A 25,993-nucleotide genomic window follows, 5' to 3' on the forward strand; every position below is an offset into this window, starting at 1 on the left:
CAGGCGCTACTTCAGGTCCATGCCGAGGTCGAGTGACGGGCTCGAGTGCGTCAACCCGCCCACCGCGAGGTAGTCCACGCCGGTCTCGGCGTACGCGCGGGCCACGTCCAGCGTGAGCCCGCCGGACGCCTCCAGCTTCACGCCGTCCGGCCTGCGCTCGACGGCGCGCGCGCACTGCTCGGGCGTGAAGTTGTCCAGCAGCACCAGTTCCGCGCCTTCGGCCAACGCCTCGTCGAGCTGCTCGAGGCTGTCGACCTCGACCTCCATCAGCAACTCCGGCGCGTGGGCGCGGGCGGCGCGGATGGCGGCGCCGACCGAGCCGGCCGCGGCGACGTGGTTGTCCTTGATGAGGATCGCGTCGCCGAGGCCCATGCGGTGGTTCACGCCGCCGCCTGCGCGGACCGCGTACTTCTGCAGCATTCGCAGGCCCGGCAACGTCTTGCGGGAGTCGCGGACCGCGGCGCCGGTGCCCTCGATCGCCGTGACCCAGCGGGCGGTCTGCGTGGCGATGCCGGACAGGTGGCAGATCAGGTTCAGCGCCGTGCGTTCGACGGTGAGCAGGCCTCGGGTCGGGCCGGTCAGCACCAGCGCGGGCTCTCCGGGAACGGCCTTGGAGCCGTCCTCGGCCTCGGAGACCACCTCGACCTCCGGCAGGTAGCGCTGGAAGGCCGTTCGCGCCACGGAGACGCCGCAGAGCACGCCCGCTGCTCGCGGGGTGATCTCCGCGGTGGCGACGGCCTTCTCGGGCACGGTCGCCAGCGTCGTGGCGTCGAGGCCGTAGCGGAGGTCCTCCTCCAGCGCGAGCTGGATGACCCGGTTCGCGTCGTCCCAGTCGATGGTCATGCGACACCTTCTGCGAGAACGGGATCGGCCAGCACGGGCTGGCCGGTCGGGGTGAGCCGGACGAGCTGACTGCGCTGCCAGGCGTCGGAACGCCCGGTGAAGTCGGTGCGGACGTGGCAGCCGCGTGACTCGGTGCGCTGCTGCGCCGCGGCGATCAGGGCGCGGGCGGCCGTGGTCAGCGCCGCGTCCTCGACCAGTTCGCGCGACTCGAGCTGCTTGTCCACTGTGGACACGTCGAGCACCGAGCCGACGACGGCCAGGCCCTCGGCGTCGCGGCCGATGGCGGCGTAGCGGGACATCACGCGCTGCAGCAGGTCGCGGTCCGCGACCGGGGCGGTCGGGAGGACCGGGTCCGCGGTGCGGGCGGGCGCGATCAGGCCGATCGCGAGGTCGGCTGCCACCGTCTCGGCGGCACGGGTGCCGCAGACCAGGCCTTCGAGCAGGCTGTTGGACGCCAGGCGGTTCGCGCCGTGCAGGCCGGTGCGGGCGACCTCGCCGACCGCGTACAGGCCGGTGACCCCGGTGCGGCCGTCGACGGTGGACACCACGCCACCGCAGGCGAAGTGCGCCGCGGGGGCGACCGGGATCGGGTCCACGGCCGGGTCGACGCCGACCGAGACGCAGGCCGAGTAGACCGTCGGGAAGCGGGTCGCCATGTCGCGCAACGCCGTTGCGTCCAGGAACACGTGGTCGTCGACGCCACCGGGCTCGGTCGCCATGTGCCGGGTGATCGCGGCCGCCACGACGTCGCGCGGGGCCAGGTCCTCCAGCGGGTGCACGCCCTTCATGACGCGCGCGCCCGTCGCGTCGACCAGCACCGCGCCTTCGCCGCGCACGGCCTCCGTGACGAGCGGGCACCGGCCTCGCGCGCCGCGGCCCGTGTAGAGGACGGTCGGGTGGAACTGGATGAACTCGACGTCCGCGGCCAGCGCGCCCGCCCTGAGAGCGAGCGCGAGACCGTCTCCCGTTGCCACGGAAGGGTTCGAGGTCGCCTGGTACATCTGGCCGAGGCCACCGGTCGCGAGCAGCACGGCGGGCGCGGTCAGCACGCCGGGCACGCCGTTGCCGTCCAGCACCAGGAGTCCGGCCACCGCACCGAGCGGCGTCTTCACCGCGTCGACCGCGACGTGGTTCTCCAGCAGGGGAACCCGTCCGTCCACAGTGGCCTTCAGCAGCGCGCGCTCGACCTCGGCGCCCGTCGCGTCACCGCCGGCGTGCACGACGCGGAACGCGCTGTGGCCGCCCTCGCGGGTGCGTTCGAGCAGGCCGTCCGGCCTCGCGTCGAACACGGCACCGCGCTCGCGCAGCCGGGCGACGGCCGCGGGGCCGTCGGTGATGATCACCGCGACCGCCGCGTCGTCGCAGAGGCCCGCGCCCGCCGTCAGCGTGTCCCCGATGTGCTTCGCGACCGAGTCGCCGGGGTCGTGCTGGTCCTCCATGACGACGGCGACACCACCCTGCGCCCAGCGCGTGTTGCCGTCGTCGCCCGCGGCCTTCGTGACGACCAGGACCCGAAGGCCCAGCTCACGAGCCCGCAGCGCGGCGGTGAGACCCGCCACGCCGGTGCCGACCACGATCAGGTCGGCTCGCGCCTCCCAGCGCGCGGCCATCACTCACCGCCGCCGGGCTGGCCGATCTCGATCATGCGCTGCACGGCGCCCTGGGCGCGCTTGGCGGTCTCCAGGTCGACGTGCACCTCGTCCAGGCCCTCGCGCACGCACCGCAGCAGCGCGGCCGGCGTGATCATCTTCATGTAGGTGCACGACGCGCGGTCGTTGACGGCGCGGAAGTCGATCTCCGGGGCGGCCTTGCGCAGCTGGTGCAGCATGCCGACCTCGGTCGCGACGAGCACCTTCTTCGCGTTGGTGCTGCGGGCGGCGCTGATCATGTCGCCGGTCGAGAGGATCTTGACCTTCTCCGCCGGGACGATGCCCTCGCCGCTCAGGTAGAGCGCGCTCGTGGCGCACCCGCACTCGGGGTGGATGAACAGGTCCGCGTCCGGGTTCGCGGCGGCGCGCTCAGCGAGTTCGGGGCCGTTGATGCCGGCGTGGACGTGGCACTCGCCCGCCCAGATGTGCAGGTTGTCGCGGCCGGTCTCGCGCTTGACGTGCGCGCCCAGGAACTGGTCCGGGCAGAACAGCACCTCGCGGTCGGCGGGGATCGACGCGACGACGTCGACGGCGTTCGAGGACGTGCAGCAGATGTCCGTCTCGGCCTTCACCTCGGCCGTGGTGTTCACGTAGGACACGACGACCGCGCCGGGGTGCTGCGCCTTCCACTCGCGCAGCTGCGCGCCGGTGATCGAGTCGGCGAGCGAGCAGCCCGCGCGCTCGTCCGGGATGAGCACGGTCTTCTCGGGCGCGAGGATCTTCGCGGTCTCGGCCATGAAGTGCACGCCGCAGAAGATGATGGTCTGCGCGTCGGACTGCGCGGCGATCCGGCTGAGCGCCAGGGAGTCGCCGGTGTGGTGGGCGATGTCCTGGATCTCGGGCAGCTGGTAGTTGTGCGCCAGGATGACGGCGTCCCGCTCCTCGGCGAGGCGCAACACCTCGTCCCGCCACGCCGCGTTCGGCTCGACTCCGCCGTACACACCTGACGCGGTTCGCCCCACGGTTGCGGTAGCGACCATCACTGCCTCCTCGATCCGGGGTTTTCGCCTATTGGTCGAAAACGTGGCCGATAGTATCAGCCGGGTGGCAGGTGTGGGGCACGAAGTTCTGGCAGCCGTGCTGCGGGTGAGAGGTGCGTCACTCCAGGTCATGCTGTGGGAGCGCGCACGGGAGCCACACGCTCACCGCTGGTCGCTGCCCGGTGGCGAGCTGCGGGTGGACGAGGACGTCGAGTCCTCCATCCGCCGCCAGCTCGCAGAAAAAGTCGACGTGCGACAACTGTCACACGTGGAGCAGCTGGCCGTCTTCAGCGCCCCGGACCGCGTTCCCGGTCCCCGCGTCGTCGCGACGGCGTTCCTCGGACTGGTGCCGTCGGACGTCGACCCGGAGGTCCCGTCGGACACCGCCTGGCACTGCGTCGACGAGCTGCCCGCCATGGCGTTCGACCACGCCTCGATCGTCGCGCGAGCACGGCACCGGCTCGGCTCGAAGCTGTCGTACACCAACGTCGGGTTCGCCTTGGCGCCCCCGGAGTTCACGATCTCGCTGCTGCGCGACCACTACTCCGCGGCGCTGGGCTACCGGGTGTCCGCGACGAACCTGCAACGCGTGCTGTCCCGCCGCCTGCTGCTGGAACCCACAGGTGGCACCGCTCCCCCGGGCCCGTCCGGAGGCCGTCCCGCCGCACTGTTCCGGTTCAGCGCCAAGGGAATCAAGGTGACCGATCCGTTCGCCGTGCTGAGACCGCCGGGATCCGGCCGTCCAGCAGGCGGAGGTGGCACCACGTAACGTTGCACGCGTGGCAGAGACGCTTCCGTTGTTCCCCCTGGGCACCGTGCTGTTGCCGGGGGCGTCTTTGCCGTTGCACATCTTCGAACCGCGCTACCGCCAGCTCGTCGTCGACCTGATGACCGGCTCGCTGTTCGGCCGCACGTTCGGCGTCGTGTGCATCAAGGAGGGCTGGGAGGTGGGCGCCGACAACGTCCGCTCCCTGCAGGACATCGGCTGTTCGGCGGACCTGCTGGACGCCCGGCCCCTGCCCGAGGGCCGCTTCGACATCGTGACGCGCGGGGTGCGCCGGTTCCGGCTGCTGGACGTCGACACCACCACGGCGCCGTACCTGCTCGGGACCGTCGAGTACCTGGAGGACGCTCCGGTGCCCGAGGCCGCGCTGGAGGTGGTGCCGTTGCTGGAACGCGGGGCTCGTGCGGCGCATGAGCGGTACTGCGGGGCGGCCTGGCACCAGGAGGACTGGTCTTCGCCTGCCTCCGATGTGGAGTTGGGGGCGTTGTCGTACCTGCTGGCGGCTGACTGCCTGTTGCCCGTGGAGGATCGGCAGCGGTTGCTGGAGGAGCGGTCGCCGGCTCGGCGGTTGCGGTTGGTTCGGCGGATGTTGCACCGGGAGACCGGGATTTTGAGCGCTTTGAAGGCTGTGCCGGTGCCTTTGACGGAGTTCGGGCACGTGCCTAGCCCGAACTAGGGGGGCGGGCTGCGGCGTGGGGGCGTCGCTGGGGCTGGGGTTGGAGTGGCGGCGCGGCTGGGCAGGCTTCGGCTGGAGCCGCGATTGGGCGGGGCGCGATTGGGCGCAGCTCGGGTTGGGCGAGGCCCGCGATTGGACGAGGCCCGCGATTGGGCGGGCCGTGGTTGGGCGGGCCGTGGTTGGGCGGGCCGTGGTTGGGCGGGCCGTGGTTGGGCGGGCCGTGGTTGGGCGCGGCTCGTGTTGGTCGAGGCATCGCCGGGTGAGGACGCAGCCAGGCTAGGCGCGGCTGCGGAGGCGCAGCCGGAGCGGTTGTGGCGCGACGAGGTGAGCAGCGGCTGGGATGAGGCGCTGGCGGGACAGCCGAGCGACCGAGGGCCACCAGTCAGAGCGCGGCGGGCTGCCACGCCACGCAAGGACCACGGCAGCGACGGCGGCCAAGAACCGCGGGCGACGAGGGCGACAGCTACCGCGAGGCACGGACTGCTGCCGGCGACAGAGGTAGCCGCGGCAGCGGCGAGCAGCCATCAAGTCAGGGCGCGACAGGCAGCCCATTGCCGGTTGCAGAGCGCTGGCGCTGACGCGTCGAGCTGCGCCGAGACACCGAATCCCGGACCACCCGCACGCCGTTGAGCCGCACCCCAGGAGCCATCGAGCCCAGCCCCAGCACGCCGATCGTCGGATCGTTGAAATGTAGCCTTGTGGGATTGTTGAACAATCCTTACTCTGACGTGCACATCACACTCGACCACTCCTCCACCACGTTGCGAGGTGTCCCATGAGCACGTCCACGACCGAGGACACAGGCCGTTTCGCCTGGTTCCGCAGTCTCGGCCAGAAGGGCAGGCGCGCGTTCGTCGGCGCCTTCGGCGGCTACGGGCTGGACTCCTACGACTACTGGGTCCTGCCCCTGAGCCTGGTCGCGATCACCGGCTACTTCGGCCTCACCAAGGCGGAAGCCGGTCTGCTGGGCACGAGCACGCTGCTGATGAGCGCCATCGGCGGCGCGGTCGCGGGCATCATGGCCGACCGGTTCGGCCGGTCCAAGACGCTGATCATCACGGTGGCGGCGTACGCGTTCTTCACGGTGCTGTGCGGTTTCGCGACCAACTACGAGACGTTGCTGGTCTTCCGCGCGCTGCAGGGACTGGGCTTCGGCGGCGAGTGGGCGGCCGGCGCGATCCTCGTGGCCGAGTACTGCAAGCCGAAGTACCGCGGGCGCACGGTGGCGTTCATCCAGAGCGCGTGGGCCGTGGGCTGGGGGCTCGCGGTCGTCGTCAACACGCTCGTGGCGAGCCTGGCCGACCCCGCGATCAGCTGGCGGATCATGTTCTGGACGGGCGCGCTGCCCGCGATCCTCATCTTCTACGTGCGCCGCAACGTCGACGACGCCCCCGAGGTCAAGGCCCAGCCCAAACAACGCGGCACGTTCCCCAAGATCTTCCAGGGGCCGATCCTCAAGACCACGCTGTTCGCCGCGCTGCTCGCGACCGGTGTGCAGGGCGGGTACTACACGCTCGCGACGTGGCTGCCGGCGTTCCTGCAGACCGGGCGCGGCCTCACGATCATCGGCACGGGCGGGTACCTCGCGTTCCTCATCACGGGCGCGTGGATCGGGTACGTGTGCGGCGGCTATCTCACGGACTACCTGGGGCGCAAGAAGACCTTCACCGTGTTCGCCATCGCCAGCGCGTTGCTGATCGTGGCGTACACGCAGATCCCCAACGGTGCCAACACGTTGGTCATGTTCCTCGGCTTCCCGCTCGGGTTCTGCATGTCGGCCATCTTCAGCGGGTTCGGCAGCTACCTGTCCGAGCTCTACCCGACGCAGCTGCGGGGCACGGGTCAGGGTTTCACGTACAACTTCGGGCGCGCGTTCGGTGCGGTGTTCCCCGGGCTGGTCGGGTTCATGGCCGACCGGCTCGGCATCGGCGGTGCGATGCTGTTCGGGGCGGCCGCGTACGGGATCGCCGTCGTCGCCCTGATCTGGTTGCCGGAGACCGTCAACAAGGAGCTCGAATGACGACCGCGGGACAGGCGCCGGGCCAGGCGCAGGCCAACCTCATCGCCATCCCACGGGACTGGGCGTACGACTTCCTGCTCTTCACCCACCGCAACCCCAAGCCGTGCCCGGTGCTCGACGTGCTGGACGCCGGCGAGACGGTCAGCTCGCTCAAGCAGGACGCCGACGTGCGGACCCACGCGCCGCGCTACCGGATCTGGGAGCACGGCGAGCTCGTGGCGGAACCGGAGAACGCCACCGAGCACTGGCGCGACGACCTGGTGACGTTCCTGATCGGCTGCAGCTTCACGTTCGAGACCGCGCTCACCAACGCCGGTGTGCCGCTGCGGCACGTCGACCAGGGCAGGAACGTCTCCATGTTCGTCACGGACGTGCAGTGCAGGCCGGCCGGACGGCTGCACGGCCCGATGGTCGTGTCGATGCGCTGGATCCCGGAGTCCCTTGTGGACATCGCGCACAAGGTCACGTCGCTGATGCCGGCTGTGCACGGTGCACCGGTCGGGGCGGGAGATCCGCACCTGCTCGGGATCGACGACGTGCACAGCCCCGACTTCGGCGACGCGATCGAGCCGGAACCCGGTGACGTGCCGGTGTTCTGGGCGTGCGGGGTGACGCCGCAGGCGGTGCTGATGAAGTCCAAGCCGCCGTTCGCGATCACGCACGCGCCCGGTCAGATGTTCGTCACGGACATGCCCGACTTCGCCTACCGCGTCGGGTGACCGAAGAGGGCGGCGCCTCGGCTACCCGAGGCGCCGTCCCAGGTCGTCCAGGCCGTTCCACGCCGCGCAGCAGCCGTACGCCAGCGCGGCGCCGAGCGGCCACGCCAGGATTCCCCACCACGTCTCCAGAGCGGGCGCGACGAGCAACGTGTCGTTCGGCTTGATCGACGCCGGCATCGGGTAGGCGCCGGCGGCGAGCTTGCCGCCCATCCACTGCGCCATCCACCCCGCCGCGAACGAGCCCGCGGTCATGCCCAGCATCACGACCGGCCCGCGCCGCTGCCGCAGCAGCCACGTCGCGATCCCGGTGATCACACCCGCGCCGATGCCGATCAGCACGAACATCATCAGCGCGTCGAGCCGGTGGTAGCTCTCCACCCCGATCGGGTAGAACTTGCCGTCCTGCGGCGACACGATCTTGAGCTGCGCGGGCGCCAGCCACGACCAGAGGTACGCGGCGGGCAGCCCGAACGCGAACGTCGTCAGCGCCACCACGAGGCTCGGCAGCAGGTCCCGCTTCACCACCACCTTCGCCCGCGGCCGCAGGTAGTAGTGGTAGACGTACGGCGGCTCCGGCACGGGATCAATGCGCACCGGCGCTGCGTTCTCGTCCATTCGCGAGAGGTTACTACCGAGCCGAAGCCGTCTCTCCGTGGCGGCTGCAGCGCGCCGTCCAGCCGTCCGGGGTCACCTGGACGACCATGCGGCGCGCACACGCCGGGCAGTACCGCGGCGGGTCGATCACGGACAGCCGCTGACGGCAGACCGCGTGGTCGCCGTCAGCTTCCTCTTTGCCGCAGAAGGAGCAGTACACGAGAGCGATCATCACAGGGTCTGGCTCAGCGCCTTGATGGGCATCGACAGCTCTTCGAGCATGTCGAGGTCCTGCTGCGCGGGACGGCCGAGGTTCGTCAGGTAGTTGCCGACGATGATCGCGTTGATGCCGCCGAGCATGCCCTGCTTCGCGCCCAGGTCGCCGAACGTCAGCTCGCGGCCGCCCGCGAACCGCAGGATCGTGCGCGGCAGCGCGAGCCGGAACGCGCCGACCGTGCGCAACGCCTCCGCACCCTCCACGACCGGGTAGTTCTCGTACGGCGTGCCGGGGTTCGGGATGAGGAAGTTCAACGGCACCTCGTCGGGCTCGAGCTCCGCGAGCTGCACGGCGAACTCCGCGCGCTGCGCCAGCGTCTCCCCCATGCCGATGATGCCGCCGCAGCAGACCTCCATGCCGGCGTCGCGGATCATCCGCAGCGTGTCCCAGCGCTCCTCCCAGGAGTGCGTGGTGACGACGTTGGGGAAGTGCGAGCGGGCGGTCTCGAGGTTGTGGTTGTAGCGGTGCACGCCCATCGCCACGAGCTCGTCGACCTGCTCCTGCGTGAGCATGCCCAGCGAGCAGGCGATCTGGATGTCGTTGCCGTCCTCGCGGATGGCCTTGATGCCGTCGCGCACCTGCGAGAGCAAGCGCTTGTCCGGGCCGCGCACGGCCGCGACGATGCAGAACTCGGTCGCGCCGGTGTCGCGGGTCTGCCGCGCCGCGCGGACGAGACCCGGGATGTCCAGCCACGCCGAACGCACCGGTGAGGGGAACTGGCCCGACTGCGAGCAGAAGTGGCAGTCCTCGGGGCAGCCGCCGGTCTTGAGCGAGACGATGCCCTCGACCTCGACCTCCGGGCCGCACCAGCGCTCGCGGACCTCGTGCGCCAGGGCCAGCAGGTCCGGGATGCGCTCTTCGGGGAGCTCCAGCACCTTCAGCACCTGAGCCTCGGTGAGCCCGACGCCTCGTTCGAGCACCTGCTCACGAGCTTCGTCGAGCACGTCGATCTGTTCCGGCGCTGCGGTCACGGTCTCTCCTCCTCCTGTGGCCTGGCGTGCACTATGCCGCACTGAATCCTTCATCGTGGAGCGACGTAGGTCACTGGACCGCGAATTGAGCGGCGAACGTGTCCGGGTCGAACTCCCCGCCGAACCACGGTGAGAACGATCTCTTGGCGACGGCCAGGAAGTCCACCGGACCGAGCTTCGTCACACCTTGCGGCAACGCTCCGAGCAACGGGGCACCGGCCGCCTCGGGCAGGTCGGCGAGGTTCGTCAACGAGGCCAGGTCGGGGTGCGACGGCCAGCTGCCGACCACGACGCCGATGGACTCGAGCCCGCGCCGCTGCAGCGCCTCGGCGGTCAGCGCGGTCGTGTTCAGCGTGCCGAGCCCGGCCTGGGCGACGATCAGGACGGGGGCGTTCACCGCCCACGCGACGTCGGCCAGCGTCGAGCCGTCCTCGTCGAACCGCACCAGCAGCCCGCCCGCGCCCTCGACCAGCACTAGGTCGTGGGTCTCGTCGAGCGCGGTCACCTCGGCGGCGACGTCCTTGGGGTGCACGGTGGCCATGCCCGCGCGTCTGGCCGCGGTGGCGGGAGCCAGCGGGTCGGGGTATCTGGCCAGCTCACGCGTCGTCACGTCGCCCGCCAGCCGCGCCACCTCCGCGACGTCGCCCGGCTCGCCGGGCAGCAGGCCGGTCTGCGCGGGCTTGAGCACCGCGACCCGTCTGCCTTCTGCCCTGGCCAGCGCCGCGATGCCCGCGGTGACGGCGGTCTTGCCGACCTCTGTCCCGGTTCCGGTGATCACCAGCACGCTCACAGGCAATCACCCTAGGCCGTCACCTACCGTGAGGGCATGAGTGAGCAACCGATCGTGATGTACGGCGCCGAATGGTGTGGTGACTGCCGCCGGGCCAAGTCCTGGCTGACCCGCAACGACGTGCCGTTCACCTACGTCGACGTCGAGCACGACGACGAGGCGCGGGACCGGGCGATCGAGATCGCGGGCCGCAAGAACATCCCCGTCGTCGTGCTCCCGAACGGCGACTTCCTGGTCGAACCGACCGACACTCAGCTCGCGGCCGCGATCACGCCCTGACAGATCGCCGCGATGTCGTCGTCCGTGCTGATGAACGGCGGCATCGTGTAGATCAGGTCGCGGAACGGCCGCAGCCACACACCGGCGTCCACAGCGGCCTTCGTGGCTCGTGCCATGTCCACGGGCTCGTGCAGCTGCACGACGCCGATAGCTCCCAGCACGCGCACGTCCCGAACGCCGGGCAACGCGCGTGCGGGCGCGAGGCCCTCCTTCAGGCCCTGCTCGATGCGAGCAACCTCACGCTTCCAGTCCTGGGACAACAGTAGGTCGATCGACGCCAGCGACACCGCCGACGCCAGCGGGTTGCCCATGAACGTCGGTCCGTGCGCCAGCACCGGCACCTCGCCCTTGCTGATCCCGTCGGCCACCCGTGACGTGCAGAGCGTGGCGGCCATCGTCAGGTAACCGCCGGTCAGCGACTTGCCCAGGCACATGACGTCCGGGCTGACGTTGGCGTGGTCGGCGGCGAACAGCTCGCCGGTGCGCCCGAAGCCCGTGGCGATCTCGTCGAACACGAGAAGCACGTCGTGTGTGTACGCCAGCTCTCGCAGCACGTGCAGGTAGCGCGGGTCGTGGAACCTCATGCCGCCCGCGCCCTGCACGACCGGCTCGACGATGATCGCGGCCAGTTCGTCCGCGTGCTGCTCGACCAGGTCGGCGAGGTGCTGGACGTACGCGGTGTCCATCTCGGCCGGCGGTTCGTCCGCGAACACCTGCTGCGGCAGGATTCCGCGCCACAGGGAGTGCATCCCGCCCTCGGGGTCGCAGACGGACATCGGGTTGAACGTGTCCCCGTGGTAGCCGCCGCGCCACGTCAGCAGCCGGCTCTTCTCCGGCCGGTTGCGCGAGCGCCAGTACTGCAGGCACATCTTCACGGCGACCTCGACCGACACCGAGCCGGAGTCGCACAGGAACACGTGCTGCAGCTCGGCAGGCGTGATCTCGACGAGCTTCTCGCAGAGCCGGATGGCGGGCTCGTGCGTGAGCCCGCCGAACATCACGTGGCTCATCCGGCCGAGCTGCCCGGTGACGGCCGCGTCGAGCACCGGGTGGCGGTAGCCGTGGATCGCCGCCCACCACGACGACATGCCGTCGACGAGCTCGCGGCCGTCCGCGAGGGTGAGCCGGACACCCGAGGCCTCCGTGACGAGCAGCGGTTCCTGGGTGCCCGGCATCGGGCCGTACGGGTGCCAGACGTGCGCCTGGTCGAGCTTCAGCAGGTCGTCCACCCGCTGCACATTAGGCGAGGCGCACCGGGAGGGTGTGCAGGCCGCGGATCAGCGTGCTGTCCCGCCACACCAACGTCTCCGGCTCCGCGGCGAGCGTCAGGTTCGGGAACCGCGCCAGCAGCTGGGTCATCGCCACGTCGAACTCCAGGCGGGCCAGCGGCGCGCCGAGGCAGAAGTGGATGCCGTGGCCGAACGCCACGTGGCCCTGCGCGGACCGCGTCACGTCGAGCTGGTCGGGGTTCTCGTAGCGCTGCGGGTCGCGGTTGGCCGCGACCAGCGACACCATCAGGATCTCGCCGGCGGGCACCTTGACGCCGCCGAGGTCGAGGGGCTCCTTGGTGTAGCGGAAGGTCGCGATGTTGACCGGGCCCTCCAGCCGCAGGAACTCCTCCGTGCTCGCCGGGATGAGCTCCGGGCGGTCCTTGAGGATCTGCAGCTGGTCCGGGTTGCGCAGCAACGAGAGCACCGCGTTGCCGATGAGGTTCACCGTCGTCTCGTGGCCCGCCACGAGCAGCAGGAACGCCATGGAGACCAGTTCCTCGGTGGTCAGCCGGTCACCGGCGTCCTCGGTGTGCACGAGAGCGGAGAAGAACGTGTCGTTCGGCTCGGCCTCGGCGATGGCGGTGACGTGTTGCAGGAGGAACGCGGCCATCGCGCCGCCCGCGGCCTGCACCTGTTCCGGCGTTCCGAAGGACAGCAGCTGGTTGGACCACTCGCGGAAGTCGTCGCGGTTGTCGATCGGGATCCCGAGCAGCTCACAGATCACCGTGATGGGCAGCGGGAACGCGAAGACGTCCAGCAGGTCGACCTCGTCGCCGTCGTTGAGCTGGGAGATCAGCTCGGCGGCGATCTCCTGCACCCGCGGGCGCAGCAACTCGACGCGGCGGGCGGTGAAAGCCTTGGTCACGAGCTTGCGCAGCCGGGTGTGGTCCGGCGGGTCCAGGTTGAGCATGTTCGCGGAGAAACTGGGTTCGAACCTGCGGACCTGCTCGGGGTCGGCGGAGTGCAGGACCATGAGGTGGCCGCCCTCCACGACGTTCTTGCTGACCTCCGGAGCGGTGAGGGCGGTCTTCGCCTCGTCGTGCCGGGTCACGAGCCAGACCTTGAGCCCACGCGGCATGCGGACTTCCTGCACCGGCCCCTCCGCACGCAGCATGTCGTGCACCGCGTGCGGGTTCTGGACGTAGTCGTCGGGCAACTGGGTGAGTGTCGTCACCTCACCCAGTTAACCCCGTTTACTCACCTCTCGCCACTATTTCTCGAGCGGTCCTCGTTCCTGCACCGTCCACGTGTTGCCGTCGAGGTCGGTGAAGTCGAAGAAGCTCGCGTAGTTGCGGTGCGCCGGGTCGCTGCCCGGCACGAAGTCCCCCTGCCAGTCGGGCATGCCCGCCTTGTGCCGCAACGGACCCACGTCCAGTCCTCGGCCTGCGAGGTCGCGGTGCGCGGCCTCGATGTCGCTCACGACGAGACATGCGCCGAAACCCGTGCCGAACTGGATCGAACAGCCGGATCCCGGAGGGGTGAGTTGCACGACCCGGAAGTGGTCATTGGGCCGATAGTCGACATCCAACTCGAATCCGGCCATTTTCGTGTAGAAGGCGATCGCCCTGTCGACGTCGCTGACGGGCAGCGTGAGCACCTCGATCCGGTAGTCCACCTCAGACCAGCACCTCGCCGCCGGCGACGCCCAGCGAGACGCCGGTGATGAACGGTGACGTGAGCACGAAGAGGACCGCCTCGGCGATCTCGCCGGCCCGTCCGACGCGTCCGGCGGGGCTCGTGGCTTCCCGGGACGCGAACAGCGCCGCCTTCTTCTCCTCGCCGAGCCCGTCGTAGGCGCCGGTGTCGATCGTGCCGGGCGAGATCGCGTTGACCCGGATCGGTGCGAGCTCCACGGCGAGACCTCTCGTCACCGCGTCGACGGCGGCATTGGTGGCGCCCACCGCGAGCATGCCCGGCATGACCTTCCGCGCGGAGGCACCGGAGAAGAAGACGAACGAGCCGGTGCGCGGCATGCGAGGAGCGAAGTACCTCGCCAGCAGGATCGGACCGATGACCTTGACGTCGAACGAGGCCCTGACGGCGTCGCGGTCGAGGTCCGCCGCGGTGCCACGCGCCCTGGCCGATGCCGTGGAGACGACGTGGTCGACGCTCCCGATCCGTTCGGCGAGCGAGGCGACGCTGCTCTCGTCGGTGAGGTCGACGTGCTCGTCCTGGTTGCGCCCGGCGAGGACGACGGTGCCGCCGGCGTCGCGCACCCCGGCCGCCACCGCCCCGGCGATCCCGCTGTCGCGTCCGATGACCAGTACCTTCACCGCTGCTGCCCCTTGATCTCTTCCGGCGTGAGGCCGCGGTCGACGCCGTGCGGCACCACGGTCTGCCCTGGTTCGAGGGCGAGCTTCCGGCCGTCGAGCCGGACTTCGACGACGTCGGGTTCGAACGAGACCCAGTCACTCACCCGGACCACCTCGGCCCACGCCTCCGGGTACGACCACGCGGCGCGCTTGTGGTCACCGATGTCGTAGTAGCTCGCCAAGCCCTTGTAGGGGCAGAAGGTCTCGCCCTCGACGTGCTTCAACGCCGAGGCATCGACATCCTCGCGCGGCACGTACCAGCGCGGCGCGAACCCGGACTCGTAGAGCGCCAGCGGCCGTGTCGTGTCCGCGACGACCCGGTCGCCGTCGCGCACCACGAGGTGGCGCGAGGTCTGCCGGATGTCGATGCGGTGGTACGGGTCGGCCGCGTGCCCGACGATCCGTTCGTCCTCCTCGTAGAACGCATCCATCGCACGCCAGGCGAAAGCGACCCGGTCCGCCAGGACCCGGGCGTGCGCCGGCAGGTCGACGTGTTGCCACGCCGCGTGTTTCGCGTCCTTCACAGCGAACCACGCCGTCGCGCCGAGGTCTCGGTGGTTCGTCGTGCGCGTCTCCTCTTCGAGACCCGTGACGTCGTCCCGCGGGAAGTACGCGACCGGGTAGCGGCCGGGCTCGTGCAGCAGCACCACGTCCTCGCTGTCCGCGACCCACTCCCCGCCGAGCTTCACGCGCATCCGGCGGCGCAGCGGCTCGGCGAACAACAGCCGCTCCGGCGGCGGTTCCGGCGTGAGGAACGTCCCCACGGCCTTGGCACCCAGCGGTCCCTGCTGCCACGACAGGCCCATGACCATCTCCTAACCTTTTAAGTGACGGTTGTCAGTTAGGCAGAATTTCCTATAACCTGTCAAGGGTTACTTTGGAGGTTAGTAATGCTGCTCGACCTGCTGAACACGACACCCGTGCTGGACGACGGGCAGCACGACGTGCTCGCGGAGGACGGTCCGCGTTGGCTGGCGGCGCACGACCAGCCCACCTCCGACGACGAGTTGCGCGCACTGGTCGCGGCGCGGGACGCGCTGCAGGCCGTGGTGCGCGGCCAGGAGGAACCGGCGGCGCTCGCCCCGTTCGTCGAGGGCGTCCGGCAACGGGCGCGCTTCGACTCGACCGGCGTGACGTGGGACCTCGACCTGCCCGAGGGACGCACCGCCGCCGCACGGGCCGTGCTCGCCTGGGACGCGCTGCGGCTGTCGAGCCCCGGCCGGCTGCGGCCGTGCGAGAACCCCGACTGCCGGCTCTTCCTGATCGACCACAGCAAGCCGAACAGCGCCCGCTGGTGCTCGATGGCGGTCTGCGGCAACAGGATGAAGGCCCGCCGCCACTACCAGCGCACCCGAGGAGACCGGTGATGGCGCGGTTGCTCTCGCTCAACGTCGGACTGCCGCAGGACGTCTCCTGGCACGGCCGAACCGTCCACACAGGAATCTTCAAGCAGCCCGCCGACGGACCGCTGATGGTCCGCAGGCTCAACGTCGACGGGGACGGCCAGGGCGACCTGGGCGGGCACGGCGGCGAGAACCGCGCGGTGCTGGTGTACCAGCGGGAGTCGTACGAGCACTGGCAGGCCGAGCTGGGCCGGACGTTCGAGTACGGCCAGTTCGGGGAGAACTTCACCGTCGAGGGCCTCGCCGACACCGAGGTGCACGTCGGTGACCGGTTCCGCATCGGCGCGGCCGAGTTCGAGGTCACCCAGCCGCGCGTCACCTGCTACCGCGTCGGCATGCGGCTGGACGAACCGCGCATGCCTTCGTTGATGGTCGCGCACGGCCGCCCCGGCTTCTACCTGCGCGTGCTCACCGAGGGTGAGGTGCGGGCGGGCGACGAGATCGTGCGCACCCGCGTCGGGCGGCACCGCATGAGCGTGGCCGCGATCGACGCGTTGCTGTACCTGCCGGACCGCGACCCCGAACAGCTCCGCAAGGCCGTCGACATCCCGGCGCTGAGCCCCGGCTGGCAGGGCTCGTTCCGCGACCTCCTCACTCCCCCGCAACCAGAAACCGCTGCCTGGGAGGGATTCCGGCCGTTGCGGGTCGAGGCGATCACGCGGGAGAGCGCGTCCATCAGGTCGTTCCTCCTGGGCGGTGACGGTCCCCGTGCCGAACCGGGCCAGTACCTGACCGTGCGCACGCCGGTGGGAGTGCGCAGCTACTCGATCTCGGCGGGCTCGTACCGGATCAGCGTCAAACGCGACGGCGTGGTCAGCACCTGGCTGCACGAACACGTGGAGGTCGGCGACACGCTCGACGTCGCCGCGCCGCGCGGGGAGTTCGTGCTGCACCCCGGCGACGAACCGGTGGTCCTGCTGTCGGCGGGCGTCGGTGTCACGCCGGTGCTCGCGATGCTGCACGCGCTCAAGGGGATGGGCCGCGAAGTCTGGTGGGTGCACACCACCCGTTCAGCCGACCACGCCTTCGCCGACGAGGTGCGGGGGCTCGCCCCCACTCACTCCCGGATCCACTTCTCCGACCGCGGCCGGCTGACCGCCGAGGCGCTGAAGGGCCTGCCCGCCAACGCAAGCGCGTACCTCTGCGGCCCCGACGCGTTCATGGACGACATGCGCACGGCCCTCGCCGGACTCGGCCTCGACCCCGCCCGCATCCACAGCGAACTCTTCGGCGCCCGCACCGCGATCAACCCCGGAGTGACCGGCGCCGCGGCGGTTCCACCGCACCAGCCGTCACCTCGGGGCACCGGCCCGCAGATCACGTTCGCCCGCAGCGGCCTCACCGCGGCCTGGCGCGGCGACGCGTCGATCCTGGACCTGGCCGAGGCGTGCGACATCCCCACCCGCTGGTCGTGCCGCACCGGCGTCTGCCACACGTGCGTGACGCCGGTGCTGTCCGGCGCGGTCCGCACCGAGCCGGACCCGCTGGAACCGCCGGCTCCCGGCAGCGCACTGATCTGCTGCGCGCAGCCGGAAACCGATCTGGTGCTGGACCTCTAACGCTGGATCGTCACGCCGCGGATCGTCTTGAGGTCACCGAAGAGCGACGGCGTCGGCTGGACGCGGAAGTTGTCCACCACCAGCATCTCCTTGGACTTGTCGCGCTTCTGCACCTCCAGGTGCACGGCGACCGAACCCTCGTGCGACTTGAAGACGATCTTCAGTTCCTCGATCAGCTCCGGCGTCAGCGTCTTGGTCTGCAAGCCGAGGACGAGCGGCGGTTCCGCTCCCGGGTTCGCCTCCGCGTCGCTGATGTCGAGCGGGACGACTCCGTCGCCGAAGATCGCCATCTTGTCCTCGCGCCAGTTCACGCGGCCCTTCACGCAGACCGCGGAGTCGAGCTCCAGGTCGTCGCGCAGGACCTCGTAGGACTTGGGGAAGAACAGGACCTCGATGGACGCGTCCAGGTCCTCGATCACCGTGATCGCCCACGGCAGGCCGTTCTTGTTCACCCGGCGCTCGATCGACGAGATCATGCCCGAGACGATCAGCTCGCCTTCCTTGGGCGGGTCGTCTAGCACGACGGCGATCGGCCGCGGCGCGAACTTGCGCAGGATCCGCTCGGCGCCGTCGAGGGGGTGCGACGAGACGTAGAGGCCCAGCATCTCCTTCTCGAGGCTGAGCATCTGCTTGCGCGGGTACTCGTCGGTGCCGAACTTGAGGTGCGCCAAGGGGGACGCGCTGTCGTCGGGCTCGTCGGAGCTGTCCGCGCCGAACAGGTCGAACTGGCCCTCCGCCTCCTTGCGCTTGATCGGGACGACGGCGTCGACCGCGTCCTCGTGCACCTGGATCAGCGAGAGGCGCGTGTTGCCGAACGAGTCGAACGCGCCCGCCTTGATCAGCGACTCGATCACGCGCTTGTTGCAGGCGACGAGCTCGGACTTGTCCATGAAGTCCGTGAAGGACGTGTAGGCGCCCTTCTCCTTGCGGGTCTTGATGATCGACTCGACGACGTTCGCGCCGACGTTGCGGATCGCGCCCAGGCCGAAGCGGATGTCCGTGCCGACCGCGGAGAACCGCAGCGCCGACTCGTTGACGTCCGGCGGGAGGACCTTGATGCCGAGGCGGCGGCACTCCGCGAGGTAGACCGCGGACTTGTCCTTGTTGTCACCGACCGACGTGAGCAGGGCGGCCATGTACTCGGCGCGGAAGTTCGCCTTGAGGTACGCGGTCCAGTACGAGATCAGGCCGTACGCGGCGGCGTGCGACTTGTTGAACGCGTAGCCGGCGAACGGGAGGATCGTGTCCCACAGCGCCTGGATCGCCTCGTCGGAGAACCCGCGCGGGTCGGCCCGCATACCCGCCTGGAAGCCCTCGAACTCCTTGGCCAGCACCTCGGCCTTCTTCTTGCCCATGGCCTTGCGGAGCACGTCCGCGCGGCCCATGGAGTATCCCGCGACCTCCTGGGCGATGAACATGATCTGCTCTTGGTAGACGATCAGACCGTGCGTCTCGCCGAGGATCTCCTTGAGCGGCTCGGCGAGCTGCGGGTGGATCGGCTTCACTTCCTGGCGGCCGTTCTTGCGATCCGCGTAGTCGTTGTGCGCGTTCACACCCATCGGGCCGGGGCGGTACAGCGCGCCGACGGCGACGATGTCCTCGAACGACGTCGGCTGCATGCGGCGCAGCAGGTCGCGCATCGGGCCACCGTCCAGCTGGAACACGCCGAGCGTGTCACCGCGGCCGAGCAGCGCGTACGTCTCCGGGTCGTCCATCGGGAGCGTGTCGAAGTCCGGGACGGCCTCCTTGCCCCGGTTCATCTCGATGTTCTCGATGGCGTCGCCCATGACCGTCAGGTTGCGCAGCCCGAGGAAGTCCATCTTCAGCAGGCCGATGTTCTCGCACGACGGGTAGTCCCAGCCGGTGATGAACGAGCCGTCGTCGCGGTACCAGAGCGGGATGGAGTCGGACAGCGGGTCCTTCGACATGATGACCGCGCACGCGTGCACACCGGCGTTGCGGATCAGGCCCTCGAGACCGAGCGCGGTGTCGAAGATCTCCTTCACCTGCACGTCGGTTTCCAGCAGCGACCGGACCTCGGCCGCCTCGCCGTAGCGCGGGTGGCTCTTGTTGATGATGCCGTTGAGCGGGATGTCCTTCGCCATGATCGGCGGCGGCAGCGCCTTGGAGATCTTGTCGGCGATCGCGAAGCCCGGCTGACCGTGGTGGACACGCGCCGAGTCCTTCAGCGCCGCCTTGGTCTTGATGGTGCCGAACGTGATCACCTGGGCGACCTTGTCGGCGCCGTACTTCTCGCTCGCGTACCGGATCATCTCGCCTCGACGGCGGTCGTCGAAGTCGATGTCGATGTCGGGCATGGCGGTGCGCTCGGGGTTCAGGAACCGCTCGAACAGCAGGCCGTGCGGGATCGGGTCGATGTTCGTGATGCCCATCGCCCACGACACGGCGGCGCCTGCCGCGGAGCCACGGCCGGGGCCGACGCGGATGCCGACGCTGCGGGCGTAGTTGATCAGGTCGGCGACGATGAGGAAGTACGCCGGGAAGCCCTTGTCGATGATGACCTGGGCCTCGTAGTCGCAGCGCTTGATGTACTCCTCGGGCACCTCGGACCCGCGGAAGCGCCACTCCAGACCGCGCTGGATCTCCTTGCGGAACCAGGACGCCTGGTCCTCGCCCTCGGGGACCTCGAAGTTCGGGATCCGGTCCTTGATGCTCCAGATGTCGTCGTAGGACTCGACCATCGACGCGACGAGCAGCGTGTTGTCGCAGGCCTCCGGCAGGTCCTTCCAGATCTGCCGCATCTCCTCGGACGACTTCAGGTAGTAACCGTCACCGTCGAACTTGAACCGGTTCGGGTCGGTCAGCATCTTGCCGGACTGCACGCAGAGCAACGCGGAGTGCGTGTCCGCCTGGTCCTTGGTGACGTAGTGGCTGTCGTTGGTCGCGAGCGGCGGGATGCCGAGCTTCTTGCTGATCTCCAGCAGGCCGTCGCGGACCCGGCGCTCGATGTCGAGGCCGTGGTCCATCAGCTCCAGGAAGAAGTTCTCCTTGCCGAAGATGTCCTGGTAGTCGGCCGCGGCCTGGAGCGCCTCGGCGGTGTGCCCGAGCCGCAGCCGGGTCTGCACCTCGCCGGACGGGCAGCCGGTCGTCGCGATGATGCCGTCGGCGTGCTGCGCGACGAGCTCGCGGTCCATGCGGGGCTTGTAGTAGTAGCCCGTCTTGCTCGCCTCGGTGTGCAGCCGGAACAGGTTCCGCAGGCCGTCGGCGTTGCGCGCCCACATCGTCATGTGGGTGTACGCGCCGGCACCGGAGATGTCGTCGCCGCGCTGGCCCGGGTCGCCCCAGAAGACCGGCTTCTTGTGCAGGCGGTTGTGCGGCGCGAGGTAGGCCTCGATGCCGATGATCGGCTTGATGCCCGTCTTCGTCGCCGTTTGGTAGAACTCGTCGGACCCGTACATGTTGCCGTGGTCGCTCATGCCGACCGCCGTCATGCCGAGGCGCCCGGCTTCCTCGAACAGCGGTGCCACCTTGGCCGCACCGTCGAGCATCGAGTACTCGGTGTGCACGTGCAGATGCACAAACGAGTCCGCCACCGGCAACCCCCTTGTATAGCAAGCGTTTTCGCGCGAATGAGGGGAACGGGAAGGCCCCTGGCGCTCGTCGAGACTAGCCGACCGGACCCGGTTGGAGCACGCCACCCCGCCGCCGGAATTCCAAGATCTTCCGCGGCTGCGGAGCGCGGCATTGTACGGCCTCGGCACCCCCGGCCACGCGCACGACGGCGCACGCCGCCTTGATCTCGATCGGGTACGCGGTGTCACGGTGCCCGGGAGCGGCGGGTAGCGTTCGTTTCGTGGTGGCCCCCGATCCCGTAGACGCACGCCTGCTCGCCGTTCTCGCCGAGTCAGGTCGCGCCGCCGTGCACGAGATCGCCCAGCGCCTGGGCATGGACCCGCGCGAGGCCGCCATGCGCCTGATCACGCTCTCGGGCAGCGGCCTGCCGTTGCTGGTGGGCGTGGAGTGCGACCCGAACGGCATCCGCAGGGCCCTCGCGAACGCCGCCGCCTACGGCAACTACCTGGGCGGTCCGCCGTCCGGGCCGTACGCCGTGCACCAGAGCGGCCCGCACCCGGTCCAGCAGCCCTACGGTCCGCAGGGCCCGATCAGCCAGCCGTTCCCCGCCCAGCAGCCGCCGCAGCAGACGTGGGGCCCGCCGCAGTCCGCGGGCTGGGTGCGCGCCGACCAGCCGCAGCCCAGGCCCGTCTCGCGGACCGGCAAGATCGGCTCGGCCCTCGACGCGGACAGCCTCGAGGGCGCGCGCCTGTCGATCCAGCTGGTCGAGGTCGTCGACCCGGCCGACTTCCTGTTCACCGCGGCCGGCTACAAGCTCGCCGAGGGCGAACGGGCCGTGGTCGTGCACACCGAGGTGACGAACACCTCGCAGGTGCCGTTCACCTCGCTGCCGGACATGTACCTGGTGCTGGTGACGAAGACCGGCGAGACCGTGACGAAGGCGCCCGTGTCGCTGTCCTCGCGGCCCGCCCACAAGCTCGGCGTGCAGCCGGGCGAGACGGCGGGCGGGCACAGCGTGTTCGTGCTGCCGGACGCGACCGAGATCATCCAGGTCCGCTGGAGCGTGCGTCCCGAGGTGGACCTGAACACGCTCGTGTGGACCGTCGAGGACTAGGACCTGCGTCGAAGTCCGCTTCGATGAGAGCTGCGCTTGAGGTGGTTCCTGGTGGTGCGGCCGGAGCGGCCGCGTACCGGTGTTGTACGTGGGCGTTCCGGCCGTGCCGCCAGGGGCCGCCTCGGGCCCGGCTGTCGCGGATCGGGCTTCGACGCAGGTCCTAGAGCAGTTCCAGCGCGGCGGCGTGCACGTCTGGCGCGGCCGCCAGGTACTCGCGGGTCGTCAGCTCCCACGGCTTGCCGTCGAGGTCCGTGACGATCCCGCCCGCCTCCAGCACGAGCAGCACACCTGAGGCGTGCGCGCGCACGTTGTCGTACTGCCAGTGCAGGTCCATCCGCCCGGCGGCGACCTGGGCGAGCTGGTGCGTGACCGGCACGGAGATCCGGACGTAGAGGGCGTGCTTGGCCATCGTGGCGTACGCGGCGCCGACCCGGTCCGCCATCTCCGGCCCCTGCCCGGGCTGGGCCTGCCCGGTGCCGGCGAGGGCACCGTCGAGCGAGGTCTTGTCCGAGACCTGGAGCCGCACGCCGTTGAGGAACGCGCCGCCGCCGTCGGTGGCCGTGAACATCTCGTCGAACAGCGGGAAGAACACGACGGCGAGCACCGGGCGGCCGTCGCGGACGAGGCTCACGCCGATGTTCCAGTCGGTCATGCCGTGGACGGCGTTCATGTTGCCGCCGACCGGGTCGATCAGCCACCACTCGCCCTCGGGGAGGGGGCCGTGGCCGTGTTCGTCGTCGAGCCAGCGGGCCTGCGGGCGGATCTCGTCCAGCTCGGGCTTCAGGAGGTCGACCACGGCGGCGTCGTTGGCGCGGACCGCCTCGACGATCTCGGTGAGGGACGAGGCGCGGGACTCCGGCGAGTAGCGCTTCAGCATGCGGGCACCGGCCCGGCGGACGGCGGCGGTGACGGCGGGAACGAGAGCGGTGGTGTCGGTGTTCACGGCTTCCTCCAAGATTGTCGGTCATGCAAGCGGATCTGAACCTGCTGGTCGTGCTGGACGCCCTCCTCGAGGAGGGCAGCGTGATGGGCGCGGCGCAGCGGCTGCACCTGTCGTCGCCCGCGGTGAGCCGCACGCTCGGGCGGATCAGGAAGGTCACCGGTGACGACATCCTGGTCAGGACGGGCCACACGATGACTCCCACGCCGTATGCGCTCGGCATCGCCGAGGAGGTGCAACGGCTCGTGCGGGAGGCGAACGCCGTGCTGGCGCCGAGCCGTGAGCTGGACCTCGCGGAGCTGGAGCGCACGTTCACGATCCAGTGCCACGACGCCCTCGCCTCGGCCGTGGTGCCGGCGTTGGTGGGACGGATCGCGGAGCAGGCGCCGGGGGTGCGGTTGCGGGTGCTGGCGGAGAACTCCGCCGACACCGACGACCTGCGGCACGGGCGGGTCGACCTGGAACTCGGTGGAGGTGGACCCGATCTCCCCGAGTTCCGCTCGGAGGTGCTCGGGACGGACCCGCTCGCCGTCATGATGCGGTCAGGCCACCCCTGCACCGAACTGGACCTGCACGCGTACGCGGCCTATCCGCACGTGGTGGTCTCACGGCGCGGCAGGTTCACCGCCCAGATCGACGACCTGCTGGCCGCGGAGGGCTTGCAGCGCCGGGTGATCGCGACCGTGGCGACGGTCCACTCGGCCCTGCAGATCGCGGCGGCGAGCGACGTCCTGGTCACCACCACCACGATCCTCTGCCGACCGCTGGTCGAGGCGTTCGGGCTGATCACGCGACCGCTGCCGGCCGAGTCGCCGGAGGCTCCGGTCCACTGCAACTGGCACCAGCGCTACGACTCCGACCTCGCCCACGCGTGGCTGCGGGAGCAGGTGCGGGCGACCGTCACCGAGGTGCTAGCCCGCTAGCGGCAACGCGACCCGCCCCGCGAACCGCGGGTTCTCGGCCTCGTCGAGCATCGCGGCGGCCACGGTCTCCCGGCTGACCTTCGCCCCCAGGTCGAACGCCGGCGCCTCGTCCAGGCCGACCGTGCGGCCAGGACCCGCGGGCTCGTCGGTGAGCACGCCGGCGTGGAAGACGGTGCCACCGGCCTCGAGGACGGCGGTGTCGGCCGCGACCTTGTCCGGGATCCGGTCGCCGAAGAACTTGGCCAGCACGGCCGCGCCCTCGCCCGCCGCCTCGGCCGACGGGCCCGTGCCGTACGCGCCGAGCCAGACGATCCGGCGCGGACCGGCGGCGATCACGGCCTTGGCGCCGTCGAACAGCACGCCCGGGGTGTCGGTGCCGAGACCGGACAGCACGACGGAGTCCGCGTCGATGCTCAGCGGACCGCCCACGTCACCGGCGACCTTGCGCAGGTTCGGGTGGTCGACGGTGACGCGGGACGGGTCGCGGGCGATCGCCGTGACGGTGTGGCCGCGCTCCAGCGCCTGGCGGGTGAGGGCGAGACCGGTGCGGCCCGAGGCCGCGAGAATGGTGAGCTCCATGCCTCAAACGCTATTGAGCACACCGATTAACATCAAGTGCAACCTAGCTAACCGGTGATTTACCCAGACGCAATCAGCCTTCGTCGCGCAGCTTCTCCAGCGCGGCGGCCAGGTCGGCCGGGTACTCGGACGTGAACGTGACCCACTGGCCGTCCGCCGGGTGGTGGAAGCCGAGCTGACGCGCGTGCAGCCACTGCCGCGAGACGCCGAGGCGCTTGGACAGCGTCGGGTCGGCGCCGTACGTCAGGTCGCCGACGCACGGGTGGTGCAGCGCCGAGAAGTGCACGCGGATCTGGTGCGTGCGGCCGGTTTCCAGGTGCACCTCGACGAGAGAGGCGGCACGGAACGCCTCCATCACCTCGTAGTGCGTGATGGACGGCTTGCCGGAGTTCATCACCGCGAACTTGTAGTCGTGCTTCGGGTGGCGGTCGATCGGGGCGTCGATGGTGCCCTTGATCGGGTCCGGGTGGCCCTGCACGATCGCGTGGTAGACCTTGTCGACGGTCCGCTCCTTGAAGGCGTGCTTCAGGGCGGAGTACGCGGACTCGGACTTCGCGACGACCATCACGCCGGTGGTGCCGACGTCGAGCCGGTGCACGACGCCCTGGCGCTCGGCGGCACCGGAGGTGGCGACGCGGTGGCCCGCGGCGGCGAGACCACCGACGACGGTCGGCCCGGTCCAGCCCGGTGACGGGTGCACGGCGACGCCGACGGGCTTGTCCACGACGATGATGTCGTCGTCCTCGTGGATGATCTCCAGGCCCTCGACGGGGATCGCCTGGACGGTGATCGGCTGCGGCGGCGCGGGCAGCGTGATCTCGAGCATCGACCCGGCGGTGAGCCGGTCGGACTTGCCCACGACCCGGCCGTCGACCAGCACGTCGTCGGCGTCGGCGATGGCCGCGACGGCGGTGCGGGACAAGCCGAGCAGCTTCGCGAGGCCGGCGTCGACGCGCATGCCGTCCAGACCGTCGGGAATCGGCAGCGTTCGGTAACCGCTCACGCGGGGGCCTCGACCTTCTTCTCCTTGCAGAACCCGCTGAAACTACCAGGAGCAGCTATTTCGGCTCCGGCTGACCGTCGGCCTCCACGAGCGCGGGCGCCTCGCGGTGCACCGTCCCGTCGTAGTCGTGCTGCAGCAGCGCCAGCACGATGATCGTCACGCCGCCGCCGATGATCGCCATGTCCGCGACGTTGAACACCGGCCACACCCGGCCGTAGGGGTCGAACAGCGACAGGAAGTCGACCACGTGGCCGCGCATCGGGCCGGGCTCGCGGAAGAGCCGGTCGACCAGGTTGCCGACGGCGCCGCCGAGCACCAGGCCGAGGCCGACGGCCCACTTCTCCGAGCGCAGGTTGCGCGAGATCCAGAAGATGAACCCGGCGACGCCCAGCGCGATCAGCGCCAGGACCCACGTCATGCCCTCGCCCAGGCCGAACGCGGCGCCGGGGTTGCGGACGAACGTCAGGTAGAGCACGCCGCCGAACAGCTTGATCGGGCCGGCGTTCTCGAGGAACGCCACCGACACGACCTTGGTGAGCACGTCCAGGGCCAGCACCCCGCCCGCCAGCACCGCGAGAGTCCTGATCCGCGGCTCCGGCAGCGAGCCGGTGATCGAGAACTCCTCGGCGTCGTCGTCGGCCTTCGCGCCGGACTCCGCGGGCTTCTCCGCGACGACGGGCTCCTCCCGCTCGCCGGCGTGCTCCTCCGCGGGCTCGTCGGCGACCTTCGGGGTCTCTTCCTCCGTGGCCTTGGGCTCGTCACTCACCAGGTCA

Annotated in this window: 26 protein-coding genes; 9 read left to right on the top strand and 17 right to left on the bottom strand. The window is 70.2% G+C overall.

The window, feature by feature from the left end:
* Positions 1-6: 6 nt before the first annotated feature.
* Genes nadC through nadA form a run of 3 tightly spaced genes read right to left on the bottom strand, consistent with a single transcriptional unit; the run spans position 7 to position 3,472 of the window.
* Entirely contained in the window at positions 7-843 is an 837-nt protein-coding gene (gene nadC, locus BMY74_RS17430; protein WP_089917221.1) for a carboxylating nicotinate-nucleotide diphosphorylase, read from the bottom strand.
* Complete coding sequence (locus BMY74_RS17435; protein ID WP_089917222.1) at positions 840-2,453, bottom strand: L-aspartate oxidase; 1,614 nt, start codon at positions 2,451-2,453, stop codon at positions 840-842. Before BMY74_RS17435 ends, nadC begins: the two co-directional genes overlap by 4 nt.
* Positions 2,453-3,472 carry a quinolinate synthase NadA gene (gene nadA / locus BMY74_RS17440; protein WP_089917224.1) on the bottom strand — a complete coding sequence of 340 codons (1,020 nt, stop codon included), beginning with the start codon at positions 3,470-3,472 and terminating at the stop codon, positions 2,453-2,455. Before nadA ends, BMY74_RS17435 begins: the two co-directional genes overlap by 1 nt.
* Before the next feature lie 73 nt (positions 3,473-3,545).
* On the opposite strand from nadA, the gene BMY74_RS17445 reads away from it, so the two are divergent.
* The 4 genes from BMY74_RS17445 to BMY74_RS17460 all read left to right on the top strand — a co-directional run bounded on the left by BMY74_RS17445 (position 3,546) and on the right by BMY74_RS17460 (position 7,671).
* Positions 3,546-4,241 (top strand): NUDIX hydrolase, encoded by a 696-nt coding sequence (locus tag BMY74_RS17445; protein WP_425434839.1) that lies wholly within the window; start codon positions 3,546-3,548, stop codon positions 4,239-4,241.
* 10 nt (positions 4,242-4,251) lie between these two features.
* Positions 4,252-4,932, top strand: coding sequence for an LON peptidase substrate-binding domain-containing protein (locus BMY74_RS17450; RefSeq protein ID WP_089917225.1), 681 nt, complete (start codon positions 4,252-4,254; stop codon positions 4,930-4,932).
* Positions 4,933-5,707: 775 nt separating this feature from the next.
* Complete coding sequence (locus BMY74_RS17455; RefSeq protein WP_089917227.1) at positions 5,708-6,952, top strand: MFS transporter; 1,245 nt, start codon at positions 5,708-5,710, stop codon at positions 6,950-6,952.
* A complete protein-coding gene (locus BMY74_RS17460) occupies positions 6,949-7,671 on the top strand; it encodes a putative hydro-lyase (RefSeq protein ID WP_089917229.1) in 723 nt (240 codons plus the stop codon). Before BMY74_RS17455 ends, BMY74_RS17460 begins: the two co-directional genes overlap by 4 nt.
* Positions 7,672-7,692: 21 nt before the next feature.
* Here the strand turns inward: BMY74_RS17460 and BMY74_RS17465 are convergent, their stop codons facing one another.
* The 4 genes from BMY74_RS17465 to bioD form a co-directional block, all read right to left on the bottom strand.
* Positions 7,693-8,286 (bottom strand): DUF2567 domain-containing protein, encoded by a 594-nt coding sequence (locus BMY74_RS17465; RefSeq protein ID WP_089917231.1) that lies wholly within the window; start codon positions 8,284-8,286, stop codon positions 7,693-7,695.
* 13 nt (positions 8,287-8,299) lie between these two features.
* Entirely contained in the window at positions 8,300-8,497 is a 198-nt protein-coding gene (bsaP, locus tag BMY74_RS46210) for a biotin synthase auxiliary protein BsaP (RefSeq protein WP_089917682.1), read from the bottom strand.
* Positions 8,497-9,513, bottom strand: coding sequence for a biotin synthase BioB (gene bioB, locus BMY74_RS17475; RefSeq protein ID WP_089917233.1), 1,017 nt, complete (start codon positions 9,511-9,513; stop codon positions 8,497-8,499). The genes bsaP and bioB overlap by 1 nt, the downstream gene beginning before the upstream one ends.
* A 70-nt stretch (positions 9,514-9,583) precedes the next feature.
* Complete coding sequence (gene bioD / locus BMY74_RS17480; protein WP_089917235.1) at positions 9,584-10,303, bottom strand: dethiobiotin synthase; 720 nt, start codon at positions 10,301-10,303, stop codon at positions 9,584-9,586.
* A gap of 36 nt (positions 10,304-10,339) precedes the next feature.
* Here bioD and BMY74_RS17485 point away from each other — a divergent pair, with 36 nt between their 5' ends.
* Positions 10,340-10,582, top strand: coding sequence for a glutaredoxin family protein (locus tag BMY74_RS17485; RefSeq protein ID WP_089917236.1), 243 nt, complete (start codon positions 10,340-10,342; stop codon positions 10,580-10,582).
* On the opposite strand, the gene BMY74_RS17490 is transcribed toward BMY74_RS17485, so the two are convergent.
* From BMY74_RS17490 to BMY74_RS17510, 5 genes are all read right to left on the bottom strand, one after another.
* Entirely contained in the window at positions 10,555-11,757 is a 1,203-nt protein-coding gene (locus BMY74_RS17490; protein WP_245786221.1) for an adenosylmethionine--8-amino-7-oxononanoate transaminase, read from the bottom strand. The genes BMY74_RS17485 and BMY74_RS17490 overlap by 28 nt on opposite strands.
* A gap of 64 nt (positions 11,758-11,821) precedes the next feature.
* Positions 11,822-13,027: a cytochrome P450 family protein gene (locus tag BMY74_RS17495; RefSeq protein ID WP_245786195.1), complete on the bottom strand. Its 1,206-nt coding sequence runs from the start codon at positions 13,025-13,027 to the stop codon at positions 11,822-11,824.
* A gap of 36 nt (positions 13,028-13,063) precedes the next feature.
* Positions 13,064-13,468 carry a VOC family protein gene (locus tag BMY74_RS17500; protein ID WP_089917238.1) on the bottom strand — a complete coding sequence of 135 codons (405 nt, stop codon included), beginning with the start codon at positions 13,466-13,468 and terminating at the stop codon, positions 13,064-13,066.
* Between the two features lies 1 nt (position 13,469).
* The gene (locus BMY74_RS17505; protein ID WP_089917240.1) at positions 13,470-14,126 is read right to left on the bottom strand and encodes an SDR family oxidoreductase; all 657 of its coding nucleotides are present in this window, start codon (positions 14,124-14,126) and stop codon (positions 13,470-13,472) included.
* Complete coding sequence (locus BMY74_RS17510; protein ID WP_089917241.1) at positions 14,123-14,971, bottom strand: DUF427 domain-containing protein; 849 nt, start codon at positions 14,969-14,971, stop codon at positions 14,123-14,125. Before BMY74_RS17510 ends, BMY74_RS17505 begins: the two co-directional genes overlap by 4 nt.
* Positions 14,972-15,055: 84 nt before the next feature.
* On the opposite strand from BMY74_RS17510, the gene BMY74_RS17515 reads away from it, so the two are divergent.
* The gene (locus BMY74_RS17515; protein ID WP_089917243.1) at positions 15,056-15,532 is read left to right on the top strand and encodes a CGNR zinc finger domain-containing protein; all 477 of its coding nucleotides are present in this window, start codon (positions 15,056-15,058) and stop codon (positions 15,530-15,532) included.
* The gene (locus tag BMY74_RS17520) at positions 15,532-17,127 is read left to right on the top strand and encodes an MOSC domain-containing protein (protein WP_089917244.1); all 1,596 of its coding nucleotides are present in this window, start codon (positions 15,532-15,534) and stop codon (positions 17,125-17,127) included. The genes BMY74_RS17515 and BMY74_RS17520 overlap by 1 nt, the downstream gene beginning before the upstream one ends.
* On the opposite strand, the gene dnaE is transcribed toward BMY74_RS17520, so the two are convergent.
* Positions 17,124-20,636 carry a DNA polymerase III subunit alpha gene (dnaE, locus tag BMY74_RS17525; RefSeq protein WP_245786222.1) on the bottom strand — a complete coding sequence of 1,171 codons (3,513 nt, stop codon included), beginning with the start codon at positions 20,634-20,636 and terminating at the stop codon, positions 17,124-17,126. The two genes, BMY74_RS17520 and dnaE, sit on opposite strands and share 4 nt — an antisense overlap.
* Before the next feature lie 305 nt (positions 20,637-20,941).
* Between dnaE and BMY74_RS17530 the strand changes: the two genes are divergently transcribed.
* Positions 20,942-21,775, top strand: coding sequence for an AsnC family protein (locus BMY74_RS17530; protein WP_089917247.1), 834 nt, complete (start codon positions 20,942-20,944; stop codon positions 21,773-21,775).
* 160 nt (positions 21,776-21,935) lie between these two features.
* Here the strand turns inward: BMY74_RS17530 and BMY74_RS17535 are convergent, their stop codons facing one another.
* On the bottom strand, positions 21,936-22,718 hold the full coding sequence (locus tag BMY74_RS17535) for an inositol monophosphatase family protein (RefSeq protein WP_245786196.1): 783 nt from the start codon (positions 22,716-22,718) through the stop codon (positions 21,936-21,938).
* A 23-nt stretch (positions 22,719-22,741) separates the two neighbouring features.
* Between BMY74_RS17535 and BMY74_RS17540 the strand changes: the two genes are divergently transcribed.
* Positions 22,742-23,638 (top strand): LysR family transcriptional regulator, encoded by an 897-nt coding sequence (locus BMY74_RS17540; protein WP_089917690.1) that lies wholly within the window; start codon positions 22,742-22,744, stop codon positions 23,636-23,638.
* On the opposite strand, the gene BMY74_RS17545 is transcribed toward BMY74_RS17540, so the two are convergent.
* The 3 genes from BMY74_RS17545 to lspA form a co-directional block, all read right to left on the bottom strand.
* Positions 23,627-24,217, bottom strand: a complete 591-nt coding sequence (locus BMY74_RS17545; protein WP_089917249.1) for an NAD(P)-dependent oxidoreductase — start codon at positions 24,215-24,217, stop codon at positions 23,627-23,629. The genes BMY74_RS17540 and BMY74_RS17545 overlap by 12 nt on opposite strands.
* 73 nt (positions 24,218-24,290) lie before the next feature.
* Complete coding sequence (locus BMY74_RS17550; protein WP_089917691.1) at positions 24,291-25,175, bottom strand: RluA family pseudouridine synthase; 885 nt, start codon at positions 25,173-25,175, stop codon at positions 24,291-24,293.
* Positions 25,176-25,275: 100 nt separating this feature from the next.
* Positions 25,276-25,986, bottom strand: a complete 711-nt coding sequence (gene lspA / locus BMY74_RS17555) for a signal peptidase II (protein WP_177229793.1) — start codon at positions 25,984-25,986, stop codon at positions 25,276-25,278.
* Positions 25,987-25,993: the final 7 nt, after the last annotated feature.

It is taken from the genome of Lentzea albida, from assembly GCF_900111005.1.
Taxonomy (GTDB): Bacteria; Actinomycetota; Actinomycetes; order Mycobacteriales; family Pseudonocardiaceae; genus Lentzea; species Lentzea albida.

What these genes read in the sequence shown, in the direction of transcription:
- nadC (WP_089917221.1), bottom strand. Translation starts at nt 843, where the DNA reads ATGACCATCGACTGGGACGACGCGAACCGGGTCATCCAGCTCGCGCTG.
- BMY74_RS17455 (WP_089917227.1), top strand. Translation starts at nt 5,708, where the DNA reads ATGAGCACGTCCACGACCGAGGACACAGGCCGTTTCGCCTGGTTCCGC.
- BMY74_RS17435 (WP_089917222.1), bottom strand. Translation starts at nt 2,453, where the DNA reads ATGGCCGCGCGCTGGGAGGCGCGAGCCGACCTGATCGTGGTCGGCACC.
- BMY74_RS17510 (WP_089917241.1), bottom strand. Translation starts at nt 14,971, where the DNA reads ATGGGCCTGTCGTGGCAGCAGGGACCGCTGGGTGCCAAGGCCGTGGGG.
- nadA (WP_089917224.1), bottom strand. Translation starts at nt 3,472, where the DNA reads ATGGTCGCTACCGCAACCGTGGGGCGAACCGCGTCAGGTGTGTACGGC.
- BMY74_RS17540 (WP_089917690.1), top strand. Translation starts at nt 22,742, where the DNA reads ATGCAAGCGGATCTGAACCTGCTGGTCGTGCTGGACGCCCTCCTCGAG.
- BMY74_RS17515 (WP_089917243.1), top strand. Translation starts at nt 15,056, where the DNA reads ATGCTGCTCGACCTGCTGAACACGACACCCGTGCTGGACGACGGGCAG.
- BMY74_RS17460 (WP_089917229.1), top strand. Translation starts at nt 6,949, where the DNA reads ATGACGACCGCGGGACAGGCGCCGGGCCAGGCGCAGGCCAACCTCATC.
- BMY74_RS17550 (WP_089917691.1), bottom strand. Translation starts at nt 25,175, where the DNA reads ATGCGCGTCGACGCCGGCCTCGCGAAGCTGCTCGGCTTGTCCCGCACC.
- BMY74_RS17485 (WP_089917236.1), top strand. Translation starts at nt 10,340, where the DNA reads ATGAGTGAGCAACCGATCGTGATGTACGGCGCCGAATGGTGTGGTGAC.
- BMY74_RS17520 (WP_089917244.1), top strand. Translation starts at nt 15,532, where the DNA reads ATGGCGCGGTTGCTCTCGCTCAACGTCGGACTGCCGCAGGACGTCTCC.
- BMY74_RS17545 (WP_089917249.1), bottom strand. Translation starts at nt 24,217, where the DNA reads ATGGAGCTCACCATTCTCGCGGCCTCGGGCCGCACCGGTCTCGCCCTC.
- bsaP (WP_089917682.1), bottom strand. Translation starts at nt 8,497, where the DNA reads ATGATCGCTCTCGTGTACTGCTCCTTCTGCGGCAAAGAGGAAGCTGAC.
- BMY74_RS17490 (WP_245786221.1), bottom strand. Translation starts at nt 11,757, where the DNA reads ATGCCGGGCACCCAGGAACCGCTGCTCGTCACGGAGGCCTCGGGTGTC.
- BMY74_RS17465 (WP_089917231.1), bottom strand. Translation starts at nt 8,286, where the DNA reads ATGGACGAGAACGCAGCGCCGGTGCGCATTGATCCCGTGCCGGAGCCG.
- dnaE (WP_245786222.1), bottom strand. Translation starts at nt 20,636, where the DNA reads ATGCTCGACGGTGCGGCCAAGGTGGCACCGCTGTTCGAGGAAGCCGGG.